The 13,967-nt window shown below is 71.7% G+C and carries 12 protein-coding genes and 1 pseudogene; 7 read left to right on the forward strand and 6 right to left on the reverse strand.

Going from position 1 to position 13,967, the window contains the following annotated elements:
* Positions 1-50 precede the first annotated feature (50 nt).
* A complete protein-coding gene (locus AC07AG_RS09390; RefSeq protein ID WP_478753430.1) occupies positions 51-1,724 on the forward strand; it encodes a BCCT family transporter in 1,674 nt (557 codons plus the stop codon).
* Between the two features lie 12 nt (positions 1,725-1,736).
* Here AC07AG_RS09390 and AC07AG_RS09395 read toward each other — a convergent pair whose 3' ends face one another.
* Positions 1,737-2,705: an FAD-dependent oxidoreductase gene (locus tag AC07AG_RS09395; RefSeq protein ID WP_478753432.1), complete on the reverse strand. Its 969-nt coding sequence runs from the start codon at positions 2,703-2,705 to the stop codon at positions 1,737-1,739.
* A 66-nt stretch (positions 2,706-2,771) separates the two neighbouring features.
* Between AC07AG_RS09395 and AC07AG_RS09400 the strand changes: the two genes are divergently transcribed.
* The gene (locus AC07AG_RS09400; RefSeq protein WP_478753434.1) at positions 2,772-3,803 is read left to right on the forward strand and encodes an oxidoreductase; all 1,032 of its coding nucleotides are present in this window, start codon (positions 2,772-2,774) and stop codon (positions 3,801-3,803) included.
* 274 nt (positions 3,804-4,077) lie between these two features.
* Complete coding sequence (locus AC07AG_RS09405; protein ID WP_478753436.1) at positions 4,078-5,721, forward strand: ABC-F family ATP-binding cassette domain-containing protein; 1,644 nt, start codon at positions 4,078-4,080, stop codon at positions 5,719-5,721.
* A gap of 21 nt (positions 5,722-5,742) precedes the next feature.
* Here the strand turns inward: AC07AG_RS09405 and AC07AG_RS09410 are convergent, their stop codons facing one another.
* The 3 genes and pseudogenes from AC07AG_RS09410 to AC07AG_RS09420 form a co-directional block, all read right to left on the reverse strand.
* Entirely contained in the window at positions 5,743-8,133 is a 2,391-nt protein-coding gene (locus AC07AG_RS09410) for a Tex family protein (protein WP_478753438.1), read from the reverse strand.
* 123 nt (positions 8,134-8,256) lie between these two features.
* A pseudogene (locus tag AC07AG_RS09415) lies at positions 8,257-8,376 on the reverse strand (LPFR motif small protein); the annotation flags it as partial.
* Between the two features lie 147 nt (positions 8,377-8,523).
* Positions 8,524-9,414: an SCO6745 family protein gene (locus AC07AG_RS09420; protein WP_478753440.1), complete on the reverse strand. Its 891-nt coding sequence runs from the start codon at positions 9,412-9,414 to the stop codon at positions 8,524-8,526.
* 144 nt (positions 9,415-9,558) lie between these two features.
* Here AC07AG_RS09420 and AC07AG_RS09425 point away from each other — a divergent pair, with 144 nt between their 5' ends.
* Positions 9,559-10,551, forward strand: a complete 993-nt coding sequence (locus AC07AG_RS09425) for a GlxA family transcriptional regulator (RefSeq protein WP_478753442.1) — start codon at positions 9,559-9,561, stop codon at positions 10,549-10,551.
* 9 nt (positions 10,552-10,560) lie between these two features.
* Positions 10,561-11,193 carry a DJ-1/PfpI family protein gene (locus AC07AG_RS09430; protein ID WP_478753444.1) on the forward strand — a complete coding sequence of 211 codons (633 nt, stop codon included), beginning with the start codon at positions 10,561-10,563 and terminating at the stop codon, positions 11,191-11,193.
* A gap of 20 nt (positions 11,194-11,213) precedes the next feature.
* On the opposite strand, the gene AC07AG_RS09435 is transcribed toward AC07AG_RS09430, so the two are convergent.
* The gene (locus AC07AG_RS09435; RefSeq protein WP_478753446.1) at positions 11,214-11,975 is read right to left on the reverse strand and encodes an enoyl-CoA hydratase/isomerase family protein; all 762 of its coding nucleotides are present in this window, start codon (positions 11,973-11,975) and stop codon (positions 11,214-11,216) included.
* A 93-nt stretch (positions 11,976-12,068) separates the two neighbouring features.
* Here AC07AG_RS09435 and AC07AG_RS09440 point away from each other — a divergent pair, with 93 nt between their 5' ends.
* A complete protein-coding gene (locus AC07AG_RS09440; protein ID WP_478753447.1) occupies positions 12,069-12,716 on the forward strand; it encodes an HdeD family acid-resistance protein in 648 nt (215 codons plus the stop codon).
* A 129-nt stretch (positions 12,717-12,845) separates the two neighbouring features.
* The gene (locus AC07AG_RS09445) at positions 12,846-13,337 is read left to right on the forward strand and encodes an ATP-binding protein (RefSeq protein ID WP_478753963.1); all 492 of its coding nucleotides are present in this window, start codon (positions 12,846-12,848) and stop codon (positions 13,335-13,337) included.
* A gap of 34 nt (positions 13,338-13,371) precedes the next feature.
* Here the strand turns inward: AC07AG_RS09445 and idi are convergent, their stop codons facing one another.
* On the reverse strand, positions 13,372-13,965 hold the full coding sequence (idi, locus tag AC07AG_RS09450) for an isopentenyl-diphosphate Delta-isomerase (protein ID WP_478753448.1): 594 nt from the start codon (positions 13,963-13,965) through the stop codon (positions 13,372-13,374).
* Between the last annotated feature and the right edge of the window lie 2 nt (positions 13,966-13,967).

Below are 13,967 nucleotides of genomic sequence, written 5' to 3' on the forward strand. Positions count from 1 at the left end.
TGACGCAAGACCAACAGAAAGCGGATGACGGGGGAGGGGACGGGCACCTCATGCATGCCGCTCATGGCGGCAGGCATCCCCAGACCGACCGCATCGTGTTCGGTGTGACCGCCGTGCTGACCCTGGCCTTCGTGGTCTGGGGCGCCGTCGCCACGGACTCGCTGGAGAGCACTTCCACGAAGATGCTCAACGGCCTGATCCACAACGGCGGCTGGGCCTTCATGCTGGCGGCGAGCGGGTTCGTGGTCTTCGCGCTCTGGCTCGCCATCAGCCGATACGGGAAGATCACCCTGGGTGAGGAGGGCGAGGAGCCGGAGTTCCGGACCATCTCCTGGGTCGCGATGATGTTCAGCGCCGGTATGGGCATCGGTCTGATGTTCTACGGCGTGAGCGAGCCGCTCGCCCACTTCACCACGCCCCCGCCGGGCACCGATCCCGCCGACTCGGCGGCGAAGATGGAAACGGCGATGGCCACGACCCTCTTCCACTGGACGCTCCACCCATGGGCGATCTACGCCGTCGTGGGTCTCGCCATCGCGTACAGCACCTTCCGGCGCAAGCGCAGGCAGACCATCAGCGCCGTCTTCACGCCGCTCATCGGCGAGAAGCGGGCGAACGGCGCCTGGGGCAGGGTCATCGACATCATCGCCATCTTCGCGACGCTCTTCGGCTCCGCGGCCTCCCTTGGCCTCGGTGCCCTGCAGATCGGCAGCGGTTTCGAGGTCCTCGACTGGATGGACAACGCGAGCACGGGTCTGCTCGTCGCCATCATCGCCGTGCTCACGGTGGCCTTCGTGGCCTCTGCCATCTCCGGTGTGGAGAAGGGCGTGCAGTGGCTCTCGAACATCAACATGGTGCTCGCGCTGCTGCTCGTCGTGTTCGTCTTCATCGCGGGCCCGACCGTCATCGTCCTCGACCTGCTGCCGACCTCGCTGGGCGCCTACATCGGCGATCTGCCCCAGCTGGTCGGACGCACCGAGGCGTCGAGCGGCAAGGGCGTGTCGGACTGGCTGGGCAGCTGGACCGTCTTCTACTGGGCCTGGTGGATCTCCTGGACGCCCTTCGTGGGCATGTTCATCGCACGGATCAGCCGGGGCAGGACGATCCGGCAGTTCGTGGGCGGGGTCATCCTGGTGCCGAGCACCGTCAGCCTCATCTGGTTCGCCGTGTTCGGCGGATCGGCGATGAAGGTGAAGGAGGGCGGCGGCCTCGGCGGCGAGTCGACCCCCGAGGGCCAGCTCTTCGGCCTGCTGCACGAGTACCCGATCGCCACGGTGACCAGCCTTCTCGTGATGATCCTGGTGGGCATCTTCTTCGTCTCGGGTGCCGACGCCGCGTCGATCGTCATGGGCACGCTCTCGCAGAAGGGCGCGCTCGAACCGGGCAAGCTCGTGGTCGTCTTCTGGGGCGTCGTGACGGGAGCCGTGGCGGCGATCATGCTGCTCATCGGCGACGGGTCGGGCAATGCCCTCACGGGCCTGCAGAATCTGACGATCCTGGTCGCCGCACCGTTCACCCTGGTGATGATCGGGATGTGTGTGGCCATGATGCGGGACCTGCGCCACGACCCGCTGATCGTCCGGGGCGAGCACGGCACGGACGCCGTCGAGAAGGCCGTGATCGCGGGCCACGAGCAGTACGACGGTGACTTCGAGCTCCGCATCGGCCCGAGCGACACCAGCGACAACGGCAACGAGGAGGAGACTCCGGCCAAATCGGTCTGAGTTCCCGCCGATTCAGGAGGCGGCCGCTTCGTCCGCGAGGCGCGCCGCCTCCTGCGCGCATCCCCAGGCCACGGTGACCCCGGCACCGCCGTGGCCGTAGTTGTGCACCAACACCCCGCCTCCAGCGGGGTGTTCGCGCTCGATCCGCACCGCGGGGCGGACGGGCCGCAGCCCCACCCGATGGCCGAGCACCCGCGCCTTCGCGATCTCGGGCCGCACGGCGGCGCACCGCTCCACGATCGCCGCGGCCACCGCCGGATCGGGGTCGAGCGACCAGTCGTCCTCCTGCGCCGTGCCGCCGAGGACCAGCCGGCCCGGCTGCGGGAAGAAATAGGTGGAGGTGTCCCCGGTGCCGTCGGCGGATGCGAACCAGCTCCGCACACCCGGGTTCTCCACGATCACCAACTGGCCCCGCACCGGCCGCACCGAACGGTCGGGTACGAGGCCGCGCGCCCCGATCCCCGAGCAGTTGACCACGCAGGGGGCCTCCGTCAGCGGCTCGTCGAGGCTCCCCGCGGTGCGCGCCTCCACCGTCCCGCCCGCACGCGCGAGGCGCTCGCGCAGCCACCCCAGGTGGACCGGCATGTCGATCAGCGGCACCCGCGCCCGCACACCGGGACCGGCGTACTCCTCCGGGGTCGTGGGCCGCAGCCCCGGCACCCGGGCGGCCCACGGGCCGAGGTCGTCCAGCCGGGTCCCGCCTTGTACGCCATCGACCATGCGTACGCCGGTCTGCTCCGCACGCTCGGCCAACTCCGCGTACACGAGCAGGGATTGGATCGACCAGTCACCGACCGGAGCCGCCGGTTCGATGCGATAGGGCCACCACAGCGCACCCGCGACGGCCGAGGTCGTCCGCTCGGCGGGCTCCCGCGCCCACACCCGCACCCGGCGCCCGCGCTCGGCCAGGAGCACCGCGGTCGTCAGGCCGATGACGCCACTGCCCACCACGATCACATCGCTGTCATGCGTCCCGTCCATCCCAGGAACGTAGCGGAATGCGTCATGCCGTGCTCACATCACCTCCCAGATGGGGATACTCACACCATGTCTGCCGAGTACGCGACCTTCGGTCTGGCACCGGCCATGCGCGCCGGTGGAGTCCTCGCCAACGGCGAGTATCAAGTCCACCGCGATTTCGTCGACTTCATCGTGAACGGGCGCCCGCTGCTGTTCCAGCTCTCCGACCTCGACGCCGTTTCCCCCCTGGCCTCCGACGTACCACCCGCGATCTTCACCCACCATGTACGCGGACTCCTCCTGGAGACCGAGGCGCCGCTGCGCGACGACCGCCACGTCATCTACGGCTGTCCCGAGTGCGAAGGCCTGGAGTGCGGGGCGGTCACGGCGGTCATCGAGCGGGCCCCTGACGGCACCGACGCCTACGTCTGGCGTGACTTCGCCTGGCAGACCGCCGAGCGTGCCGACCTGGAGCTCAACGGCTACCACGGCATAGGGCCCTTCCGCTTCGACGGCGCCGAATACCGCGGCGCGCTGGGCCGGTTGCTGGCACGCGGTGAACCGGCGGCCCGGCGCAGGGTGCTCCTGATCGGCGCCCGTGTCGCCGTGCTCGCCAAGCTCGCGGCGGCGCTGCGCACGATCGGCGTCGGCGCCGAGATCGCGGCGGACGCGGCGGGCGTGCCGCCGGACGAGCTGCGGACGTACGGGGCGGTGGCCTTCGGGCGGTCCGTCCCCGCGGCGACGCGCGACGCGGTGCGCGCGGCGTTCGAGGGCGCGGGGGTCCAGGTGGCGTACGTCGACGGTCTGGCCTCGATCATCCCGCTCCTGGTCGCGCAGATAGAGCACGCCCTGGACCGCAGCCCGTTGGCGCAGCGCCGCCTGACGCGGCTCGCGGCGGCCGACGGCTCGGCGGACGTCGAGATCACCTCGACCTGCCGGATCCAGCTCATCGCGTACCGCCTCGACCGGCTCTCCCGCACGCAGGTCCACCAGGTCTTCGACGGGGTTCTGGAGCCGGGGGAGCACCGTGTCGCGCTGGACGGGAAGGCGACCAAGGGGGAGTCGTTCGTGGTGGCACGGACGACGGACAGTGTTCTGGTGGCGCCGATAGTGAGGTAGCCCGCCAATCCGCCCAGGGGCGTCACCGACACGACGGGCACTCCCCGGGGAGTCGGGAAGCCGGGAAGTCGGGGAGCGAGCGCGGATCGTCGCCGTGGGCGCGGTCTGTACCGGCCTGCTGTGTGCGATCCGCCCCGCGCGCCGCACCAGGGGCGGGGGGTTCACCAGCGCCACTGGTCACCGCGTCACCGCCTGGGTCGGACCGGGCGCCGGGCCGCCGTGACCTGTGCTGCCGGGCGAGCGGGCCCGGGTCTCGCCTAAACTCGACCCCCTGATGACCGCAACCCTCGTCGCCAAGAACCTCGCCGCCGGCCACGGCGACCGCTCCCTCTTCTCCGCCCTGGAGCTGGTCGTCGCCCCCGGCGACGTCATCGGCCTGGTCGGCGCCAACGGCGCCGGCAAGTCGACCCTGCTCCGCCTCCTCGCGGGCCTGGACACCCCGGAGACCGGCGAACTCCGCCTCTCCCCGCCCAGCGCGTCCGTCGGCCACCTCCCGCAGGAGCCCGACCGCCGCCCCGGTGAGTCCATCCGCAGCTTCCTGGCCCGCCGCACCGGCGTCGACGAGGCCCAGCGGACCATGGACGAGGCCACCCAGGGCCTGGTCGACGGAACCCCCGGCGCGGACGACGCGTACGCGCTGAGCCTGGAGCGCTGGCTCGCGCTGGGCGGAGCCGACCTGGACGAGCGGTCCGAGGAGGTCGCCGCCTCCCTCGGCCTCGATGTCAGCCTCGATCAGCCCATGACCTCCCTCTCCGGCGGCCAGGCCGCACGCGCGGGCCTCGCCTCGCTCCTCCTCTCCCGCTACGACGTCTTCCTCCTGGACGAGCCGACCAACGACCTCGACCTGGCGGGCCTCGACCGCCTGGAGAGCTTCGTACGCGGGTTGCGCGCGGGCACGGTCGTCGTCAGCCACGACCGCGAGTTCCTCACCCGCACGGTCACCAAGGTCCTCGAACTCGACCTCGCCCAGCAGCAGATCAACCTCTACGGCGGCGGATACGAGGCCTATCTGGAGGAGCGCGAGGTCGCGCGCCGCCACGCCCGCGACGAGTTCGACGAGTACGCCGACAAGAAGTCCGCCCTGGAGGGCCGCGCCCAGATGCAGCGGGGGTGGATGGAGAAGGGTGTCAAGAACGCCCGTCGCAAGGCGGGCGACAACGACAAGCTCGGCCGGAACTTCCGCAGCGACGCCAGCGAGAAGCAGGCCGCGAAGGCGCGCCAGACGCAGCGCATGATCGAGCGGCTCGACGTCGTCGAGGAGCCCCGCAAGGAGTGGGAGCTGCAGATGGAGATCGCGTCGGCGCCGCGCTCCGGCAGCGTCGTCGCCACCCTCCGCGACGCCGAGGTGCACCGCGGCCACTTCACGCTGGGCCCCGTGACGCTGCAGATCGACTGGGCGGACCGCGTCGCGATCACCGGCGCGAACGGCTCGGGGAAGTCGACGCTGCTCGGCGCCCTGCTGACCCGCATCCCCACCGACGCCGGCCACGCGGCGCTCGGCTCGGGGGTGCTCGTCGGCGAGGTGGACCAGGCCCGCGCGCTCTTCCACGGCCCGGAGTCGCTCCTGGACGCGTTCTGCGCGGCCGTGCCCGACACCGAACCGGCCGAAGTGCGCACGCTGCTCGCCAAGTTCGGCCTGAAGGCCGCCCACGTCCTGCGCCCCGCGGCGACCCTCTCGCCGGGAGAGCGCACCCGGGCGGGGCTCGCGCTCCTGCAGGGCCGGGGCGTCAACCTCCTGGTCCTCGACGAGCCGACGAACCACCTCGACCTGCCGGCGATCGAGCAGCTGGAGTCGGCACTCGAGGCGTACGAGGGCACGCTGCTCCTGGTGACGCACGACCGCAGGATGCTGGACGCGGTCCGGGTCACGCGAAGGCTGGAGGTGACGGAGGGCAAGGTGACCGAACTGTCGCCCTGACCTCCGTCGGTGCTCCGCGGGTCAGCGCTTCTTGGGGTCCAGGAGCCCGGCCCGCCGCAAGGCGTCCGCCATCGCGTCATTGGCCGGCGGCGGCCCCTGCCGCTCCTTGCGCTGGCCCTGCCCCTGGCCGCCCTGGCGCTGGGGGCGCTGGCCGCCGCCCTGCTGTCGCTGCTGCGGGGGACGCCCGCCGCGCTTGGGGCGCTCTCCGGTGGTGTCCGCCGCGGCTTCGTCGTCCAGGCGCAGCGTCAGCGAGATCCGCTTGCGCGGGATGTCGACGTCCATCACCTTGACCTTGACGATGTCGCCCGGCTTCACCACGTCCCGCGGGTCCTTGACGAACGTCTTGGACATCGCGGAGACATGGACGAGACCGTCCTGGTGGACGCCGATGTCCACGAAGGCACCGAACGCCGCCACGTTCGTGACGACGCCCTCGAGGACCATCCCGGACGCGAGGTCGGAGAGCTTCTCGACGCCGTCCTTGAAGGTCGCCGTCTTGAAGGCGGGACGCGGGTCGCGTCCGGGCTTCTCCAGCTCCTTGAGGATGTCGCTCACGGTCGGCAGACCGAAGGAATCGTCCACGAACTCGTCGGCCCGCAGCGAGCGCAGTGTCGCCGTGTCGCCGATGAGCGAGGCGACCTCGCCGCCCGTCTTCTTCGCCATCTTCCGCACCACCGGATACGCCTCGGGGTGCACGCTGGACGCGTCGAGCGGGTCGTCGCCGCCCCGGATGCGCAGGAAGCCGGCGCACTGTTCGTACGCCTTGGGGCCGAGGCGCGCCACGTCCTTGAGGCCCTTGCGGGACGAGAAGGGGCCGTTCGTGTCGCGGTGCGACACGATGTTCTCGGCGAGTCCGGCCCCGATGCCGGAGACCCGGGAGAGCAGCGGCGCGGACGCGGTGTTCACGTCCACGCCGACGCCGTTCACACAGTCCTCGACGACCGCGTCGAGCGAGCGTGAGAGCTTCACCTCGGAGAGGTCGTGCTGGTACTGGCCGACGCCGATGGACTTCGGGTCGATCTTCACCAGCTCGGCGAGCGGGTCCTGCAGGCGCCGGGCGATGGACACGGCGCCGCGCAGCGACACGTCCATGTCGGGCAGTTCCTGCGAGGCGAAGGCCGACGCGGAGTACACCGAGGCGCCCGCCTCGGAGACCATCACCTTCGTGAGGTTCAACTCCGGGTGCTTCGTGATCAGTTCACCGGCGAGCTTGTCCGTCTCGCGCGACGCCGTGCCGTTCCCGATCGCGATCAGGTCGACTGCGTGCTCCTTGGCGAGCTTCGCGAGGGTGGCCAGCGACTGGTCCCACTTGTTCGCCGGGACATGGGGGTTGATGACGTCGGTGGCCACGACCTTGCCGGTCGCGTCGACCACGGCGACCTTCACGCCCGTACGGAAACCGGGGTCGAGCCCCAGCGTCGCGCGTGTGCCCGCCGGTGCGGCGAGGAGCAGGTCGCGCAGGTTCGACGCGAAGACCCGCACGGCCTCGTCCTCGGCGGTTGTGCGCAGCCGAAGGCGCAGGTCGATCCCCAGGTGCACCAGGATGCGGGTCCGCCAGGACCAACGCACCGTGTCCTGCAGCCATTTGTCCCCGGGACGGCCGCGGTCGACGACCCCGAAGCGGTGGGCGACCATCCCCTCGTACGAGGAGGGTCCCTCGGTGGCCTCCTCCGGTTCGAGGACGAGGTCGAGCACGTCCTCCTTCTCGCCGCGCAGCATCGCGAGGATGCGGTGCGAGGGCAGCTCCTTGAAGGGCTCGGCGAAGTCGAAGTAGTCGGCGAACTTGGCGCCCGCCTCCTCCTTGCCGTCGCGGACCTTCGCGGCCAGACGGCCGCGCACCCACATGCGTTCGCGCAGCTCGCCGATCAGGTCGGCGTCCTCGGAGAACCGCTCGGCGAGGATCGCGCGGGCGCCGTCGAGCGCGGCCTGCGGGTCCGCCACGCCCTTGTCGGCGTCCACGAAGGCCGCCGCCGCGGCGAGCGGCTCCACCGACGGGTCGCCCAGCAGGCCGTCGGCCAGCGGCTCAAGGCCTGCCTCGCGGGCGATCTGCGCCTTCGTGCGCCGCTTCGGCTTGAACGGCAGGTAGATGTCCTCAAGCCGCGCCTTGGTGTCGGCGGCGCGGATCTGCGCCTCCAGCTCGTCGGTGAGCTTGCCCTGCTCACGCACCGATTCGAGGATCGCGGCGCGCCGCTCCTCGAGCTCCCGCAGATAGCGCAGCCGCTCCTCGAGCGTGCGCAGCTGCGCGTCGTCGAGCATCTCGGTCGCTTCCTTGCGGTAGCGAGCGATGAAGGGCACCGTCGAGCCGCCGTCGAGCAGGTCGACGGCGGCCTTCACCTGCCGCTCCCGTACGCCGAGTTCTTCGGCGATCCTGCCTTCGATCGATGCTGGAGTGGACGTCTGCAGAGGTGCCACGTTTCCCGCCTTCTCACTGGGGTTGCGGGGCAATTGTGGCAGGTGGCGCCGACAGCGGGGGGATCAGACCCGGCGTGCCCGCCCCGACCGGCGCCCCGACCGTCCTCCCGACCGGCGCCCCGTTCGCCGTGTGGCGCCGGAGGCACCGCCGAAGAGCCGGGCAACGGCGCGGAACGGCAGCGTCACCACGGTGGCGAGCGCCGCGCCGATCTGACGCAGGACATCTGCGATCGCTCGGAACACGGGATTTCCCCTTTCGTCGCCCGGCCCGGCACGGATGTGCGCGGGGCCGGAGACGGACGAGTACCTCGGACGGCGCCGTCCATGCGCCCGCCGCGGCCCGGCCCGGCCGGTCCCCGCGTCTGCTCCTTGCCGAGCAGGTCCCGGCGTCTACTCCTTGCCGAGCAGGTCCGCCGGGAACGCCCCCGCCTTCAGGGCCGCGCCCGCGAACACGGTCCCCAGCTCCGTCAGGCGCTCGACGGCCGCCGCGCCCAGGTGCTCGTACGGCGCCCGGTCGAGGCGGTCCGTGGCCTCCTCGACGTCCCGGCGCAGCTCGACGCCCGCCTCCGTCAACTCGGTCACCCCGTCGTGCAGTCCGCGGGCGTGGAGCCGCCGCACGGCGGCGTCCCAGTCCTCCTGGTCCCAGCCGCGGGTGGTGAAGTTCCACTTCGGCGTCATGCCCTTGCCGGTCGCCGTGTGGCTCACCAGGGCCTCCAGGCCGTCGAGTTCGGCGTACTGGAGGGCGGTGAGGTGCCCGTCGCCGCGGTGCTCGCGCAGCAGCGTCGCGGCGTGCCAGAGCGCGAGGTGCGGCTGCTCGGGGACGGGCAGGTCCGCGTGGGCGGAGTACAGCGGGCGTGCGGAGCGGGAGCAGGCCTCGGTGGCGCGCAGCGCGAGCCCGGCGGCCTCCGCCATCTCCGGGGATGCGATGGCGTCCTCGCCGAGCAGGCGCCGCAGGGTCGTGTCGACGGCCCGCAGACGTGCCGCGAGGACGTCCTCGGGGGACGCGGTGCGCCAGATGCCGGGCACGTGCCGGGCGACCATGTCGTGCTTGTAGTTGTAGAACGCCGCCGTGACCACTCCGGCGCCGACCGGGCCCATGGCCGCCGTGCGCACGGCGAAGTTGACGGCCCGGGGGCTGGTGATGCCGAGCTCGGCCAGCTCGCGCCCCGCGTCGGGCGAGAAGTAGTGCGTCGAGTGCAGCGAATTGAGCACGTTGTGACATCGGCGTCCTGCGCGCGGGTGCAGTGCGGAGGCCGGGGCGGGGGGCGTGAGAGAAGTCATGGAGGCACGTTACCGACTGGTTGGTATGAGGTGAAGTCCGGGGCGCTCACGCGGGCGGTCCGGCCCGGCGTCGCGTCCACCGATGGCAGAAAGGGTGGGTCATTCGTCATTGCGGCTATCCCGCGCGGGGCCAAGAATCAGGGCATGGAGCAGCGAACTGTCCTGGTCGTCCTCTTCGACGGGGTCCAGAGTCTCGACGTCACGGGCCCGGTGGAGGTCTTCGCGGGCGCCGCGGCCGTCCGCGGCGGAGGCGACCTGGCCTACCGCATCCGCACCGCGTCCCTGGACGGGTCCCCCGTACGCACCTCCAGCGGGCTCACGCTCGTGCCGGACTCCTCCCTCGCCGACGCCCCCGAGCCGCACACCCTGCTCGCCCCGGGCGGCCTCGGCACCCGCGAGGCCGACCCCCGCCTGATCGACTGGCTCCGGACGAACGCCCCGCGCGCGCAGCGCCTGGTCTCGGTCTGCACCGGCGCCATCCTGTTCGCCGAGGCCGGGCTCCTGGACGGCCGCCGGGTGACGACCCACTGGGCGTACTGCGACAGGCTCGCCCGCGACCACCCCGCCATCGAGGTCGAACCCGACCCGATCTTCGTCCGCGACGGCCATGTCGCGACCTCCGCGGGCGTGACCGCCGGCATCGACCTCGCCCTGGCCCTCGTCGAGGAGGACCTGGGCCGGGACGAGGCGCTCATGGTCGCGCGGTATCTCGTCGTCTTCCTGCGGCGCCCGGGGAACCAGGCGCAGTTCAGCGCCCAGCTCGCCGCGCAGACCGCTCAGCGCGAGCCCCTGCGCGAGGTCCAGCAGTGGATCACCGAGCACCCGGACGAGAACCTCTGCGTGGACTCGCTCGCGGCCCGCGCCAGGCTCTCGCCCCGGCACTTCGCCCGCGCGTTCCAGACGGAGACGGGGATGACGCCGGGCAAGTACGTCGAGCGCGTGCGCGTCGAGCATGCGCGCCGCCTCCTGGAGGACACCTCCGACGGGGTCGAGGAGGTCTCGCGCGCCTGCGGCTACGGCACCCCGGAGGCGATGCGCCGGGCCTTCGTCAAGATCCTCGGCGCGGCTCCCGCCGAATACCGGCGGCGCTTCCACGCCCCTTTCGCCGCTCAGCCGGCACCCGCCCTCAACGGATAGGCAGCACTCATGCAGATCGCCATCGCCCTGTTCGAACGCTTCACCTCGCTGGACGCGGTCGGTCCCTACGAGACCCTCAGCCGGCTGCCCGGCGCCGAGACGGTCTTCGTGGCGGAGCGCCCCGGCCCGGTCCGCAACGACAACGGCTCCCTCGCCCTGGTGGCCGACCGCGCCTTCGCCGACGTACCCCGTCCTGATGTCCTCGTCGTCCCCGGCGGCCCCGGCCAGAGCGACCACATGGCGGACGAGACGCTCCTGGACTGGATCCGCTCGGCGGACGCCACCAGTACCTGGACGACGTCGGTGTGCACCGGCTCCCTGCTGCTCGCCTCCGCCGGGCTGCTCACGGGCCGCCGCGCCACCTCGCACTGGCTCGCGCTCGCGGAGCTGGGGAGGTTCGGCGTGGAGCCGACGGGGGAGCGGGTGGTGTTCGACGGCAAGTACGTCACGGCGGCCGGAGTCTCCTCCGGGATCGACATGGGGCTCGCCCTCATCGGCCGGATCGCGGGCGAGGAACAGGCCCAGACCGTGCAGCTCCTGACGGAGTACGACCCCCAGCCGCCCTACGACGCCGGGTCCCCGCGGAAGGCGCCCGCGCACCTGGTCGAGAAGTTCCGCGCGGGCAGCCGCTTCGGCCAGTAGCCCGGTGGCGGGGAGCCGCTTCAGTCAGCGGCGGTGTCGCCGGGCGTCCACGTGAAGCGCGGCTCGCGACGCTCCAGGAAGGCGGCGACCCCTTCGGCGGTGTCGCCGCCCGCGCGCGCCTGCCCGGTCCAGTACGCGTCCCGGTCGGTGTGACCCGCCGCGAACTCCTTGGCCGCCGCCTGCGTCAGCTGTGAGCGCGCGGCGAGGATCCTGGTGAACTCCGCGACCCGCTTGTCCAGTTCACCCGCGGGCAGCACCTCGTCCACGAGACCGGTGCGCAGCGCGCGCCCGGCGTCGATCAACTCGCCCGAGAACAACAGGTACTTCGCGGTGGCGGGCCCCACGAGCGACACCAGGCGCCGGGTGGACGAGGACGGGTAGACGATCCCGAGCTTCGCCGGGGTGATCCCGAACCGGGCGCCCTCGTCCGCGAACCGCAGATCACAGGCCGCCGCGAGCTGGCTCCCCCCGCCCACGCAGTACCCGCGCACCGCGGCAAGGGTCGGTTTGGGGAAGGCGGCGAGCGCCTCCTCGGCCCGCACCGCGAGCTCCTGGGCCTCGCCGGGCGACCGGCGCAGCGAGGAGATGTCGGCACCCGCGCAGAAGGTCGGGCCCTCGCCGGTGAGCACGACCGTCCGTACGGCCGGGTCGGCCGCGAGCCCGGCGAGCAGCGGCGGCACCTGACGCCACATGTCGGCCGTCATGGCGTTGCGCTTGGCCGGATGGTCGATGACGACGGTGGCGACGCCGTGGGTGACGGCCTGCCTCAGCTGCGGCTCCATGCGCAGGATGCTATCCGTACTACTCGAACGTACGATCAAGAAGGGGCGGCCCTGAGAACTCTGCGTACCGGGGGGAGCAGGACGGAGACGCTGATGGCCCGATCCAAGAGCGCCAAGGCCGCCGCACCGGAGGCCCAGGGCGCCAAGCAGCTCAACCGCAGCCTCGGCTGGCTGGCCCTGATGGGCGCGATCCTCGCGGTGGCGGGGATCGTGGGCCTCGTCTACACAGGCGTCGCCACGCTGACCTCCATGCTCCTCTTCGGCTGGCTGCTCCTGATCGGTGGCTGCGTCGGCCTGCTGCACGCGGTGCAGTCGCGCGGCACGAACTTCTTCTGGCTCGGCGTGGTCGTGGCCGCCCTGAACCTCGCCGCCGGTGTCGTGATCATCCGTCGGCCGGATGTGGCGGCGGAGGCGCTGACGATGTTCGCGGCGCTGCTGTTCCTGACCGGCGGTGTGTTCCGTCTTGTCGGCAGCCTGGTGGTGCGCGGCCCGCAGTTCGGCTGGACGCTCGTGCAGGGCGCCTTCGGGCTGCTCCTGGGCATCCTGGTGCTCGGCAACTGGCCCAGCAGCAGCCAGTACGTGATCGGTTGCTTCTTCTCCCTCGCGCTGCTCTTCGACGGCCTCGGCCTGCTCGCCACGGGCCTGGGCGGGCGCCGGATCGTGAGCATGGTGGCCGAACCCGTACAACCCGAAGAAAGCTTGAAAGCGAAACCAGAGGGACAGGAACAGTCGCACAACTGACTCGGTCGGGCGTCAGCGATCAAATGTCGTCGATAGTCGCTGACTTCTGGTCAGTTATGCGGTCCGGACCAGGGCATTCCCAACACTCGATGTGTGGTGACAATCGAGCGCAAGGGCGGCGACCGGACGATGGACGACGACGGGAGGGGGCCCGGCCCACTCCCTCGGGAGACCGGACGGGAGACCGGAAAGGTGCCGTACGAAGGCGTGTGGCGGTTCACGGCCGCCGCCGTCGACGCCTCGGTGCCCCAGGCGCGGCACGCGGTACGCGACCTGCTCGCCCGGCAGGGCGTGCCCGCGGCGGACGACCTCGTGCAGGGCCTGCTCCTGATCGTCTCCGAACTGGTCACCAACGCGGTCCGGCACGCGGCGCTGCTCTCGCCGATGCTCGCGGTGGAGGTGGCGGTCGGCGCCGAGTGGGTGCGGGTCTCCGTGGAGGACGACCACCCCTACCGACCGACCGCCCTGGTGGCCGACCACGGCCAGACCGGCGGCCGCGGCCTCCTCCTCGTCCGCGAGATCACGCAGGAGGCGGGCGGCGCCTGCGACGTCGAACACACCGCGAGCGGGGGCAAGGTCATCTGGGCGGCCCTGCCCCTGAAGCCCAACGGCACCTCCTAGAAGGCCAACGGCTCTTCCTGGAGGAGGAGTTGACTCACCAGCCTGCGGAGGGCCCCGTGAGCTCGCGGATCGCGGGGCGCGCCGCGTCCAGGACGGTCATGAACCACGCGGAGAACGGCCCCTTCGCGTGCCGCTCCGCAAGCTCGTCGGCCGTCACGAACGCGGTCTCGCCGACCTCGGACGGGTCGGGCCGCAGCGGCGACTGGACCATCCCCACGAAGAGATGGTTGAACTCCTGCTCCACCAGGCCCGAGTCGGGGTCCGGGTGGTTGTAGCGCACGGTGCCCGCCTCGGCGAGCAGTGAGGGCGAGACACCCAGCTCCTCATGGGTCCGGCGCGCGGCGGCGGCGAACGGAGCCTCGCCCGGGTACGGGTGGCCGCAGCAGGTGTTCGACCAGACGCCGGGGGAGTGGTACTTGCCCAGGGCGCGCTGCTGCAGCAACAGCCGCCCCTGCTCGTCGAAGAGGAAAACGGAGAACGCCCGGTGCAGCTGCCCGGGCGCCTGATGCGCGGAGAGTTTCTCCGCTGTGCCGATCGTCCTGCCGTCCTCGTCCACGAGTTCCAGCAAGATCGCTTCTCCGGTGCCGTTCGACGAACTGTTCGCCGCGGTGGCAGGTGTGGTCGGCATAC

It is taken from the genome of Streptomyces sp. NPDC044044 (assembly GCF_056434405.1).

What these genes read in the sequence shown, in the direction of transcription:
- AC07AG_RS09390 (WP_478753430.1), top strand. Translation starts at nt 51, where the DNA reads ATGCATGCCGCTCATGGCGGCAGGCATCCCCAGACCGACCGCATCGTG.
- AC07AG_RS09395 (WP_478753432.1), bottom strand. Translation starts at nt 2,705, where the DNA reads ATGGACGGGACGCATGACAGCGATGTGATCGTGGTGGGCAGTGGCGTC.
- AC07AG_RS09400 (WP_478753434.1), top strand. Translation starts at nt 2,772, where the DNA reads ATGTCTGCCGAGTACGCGACCTTCGGTCTGGCACCGGCCATGCGCGCC.
- AC07AG_RS09405 (WP_478753436.1), top strand. Translation starts at nt 4,078, where the DNA reads ATGACCGCAACCCTCGTCGCCAAGAACCTCGCCGCCGGCCACGGCGAC.
- AC07AG_RS09420 (WP_478753440.1), bottom strand. Translation starts at nt 9,414, where the DNA reads ATGACTTCTCTCACGCCCCCCGCCCCGGCCTCCGCACTGCACCCGCGC.
- AC07AG_RS09425 (WP_478753442.1), top strand. Translation starts at nt 9,559, where the DNA reads ATGGAGCAGCGAACTGTCCTGGTCGTCCTCTTCGACGGGGTCCAGAGT.
- AC07AG_RS09430 (WP_478753444.1), top strand. Translation starts at nt 10,561, where the DNA reads ATGCAGATCGCCATCGCCCTGTTCGAACGCTTCACCTCGCTGGACGCG.
- AC07AG_RS09435 (WP_478753446.1), bottom strand. Translation starts at nt 11,975, where the DNA reads ATGGAGCCGCAGCTGAGGCAGGCCGTCACCCACGGCGTCGCCACCGTC.
- AC07AG_RS09440 (WP_478753447.1), top strand. Translation starts at nt 12,069, where the DNA reads ATGGCCCGATCCAAGAGCGCCAAGGCCGCCGCACCGGAGGCCCAGGGC.
- AC07AG_RS09445 (WP_478753963.1), top strand. Translation starts at nt 12,846, where the DNA reads ATGGACGACGACGGGAGGGGGCCCGGCCCACTCCCTCGGGAGACCGGA.
- idi (WP_478753448.1), bottom strand. Translation starts at nt 13,965, where the DNA reads ATGCCGACCACACCTGCCACCGCGGCGAACAGTTCGTCGAACGGCACC.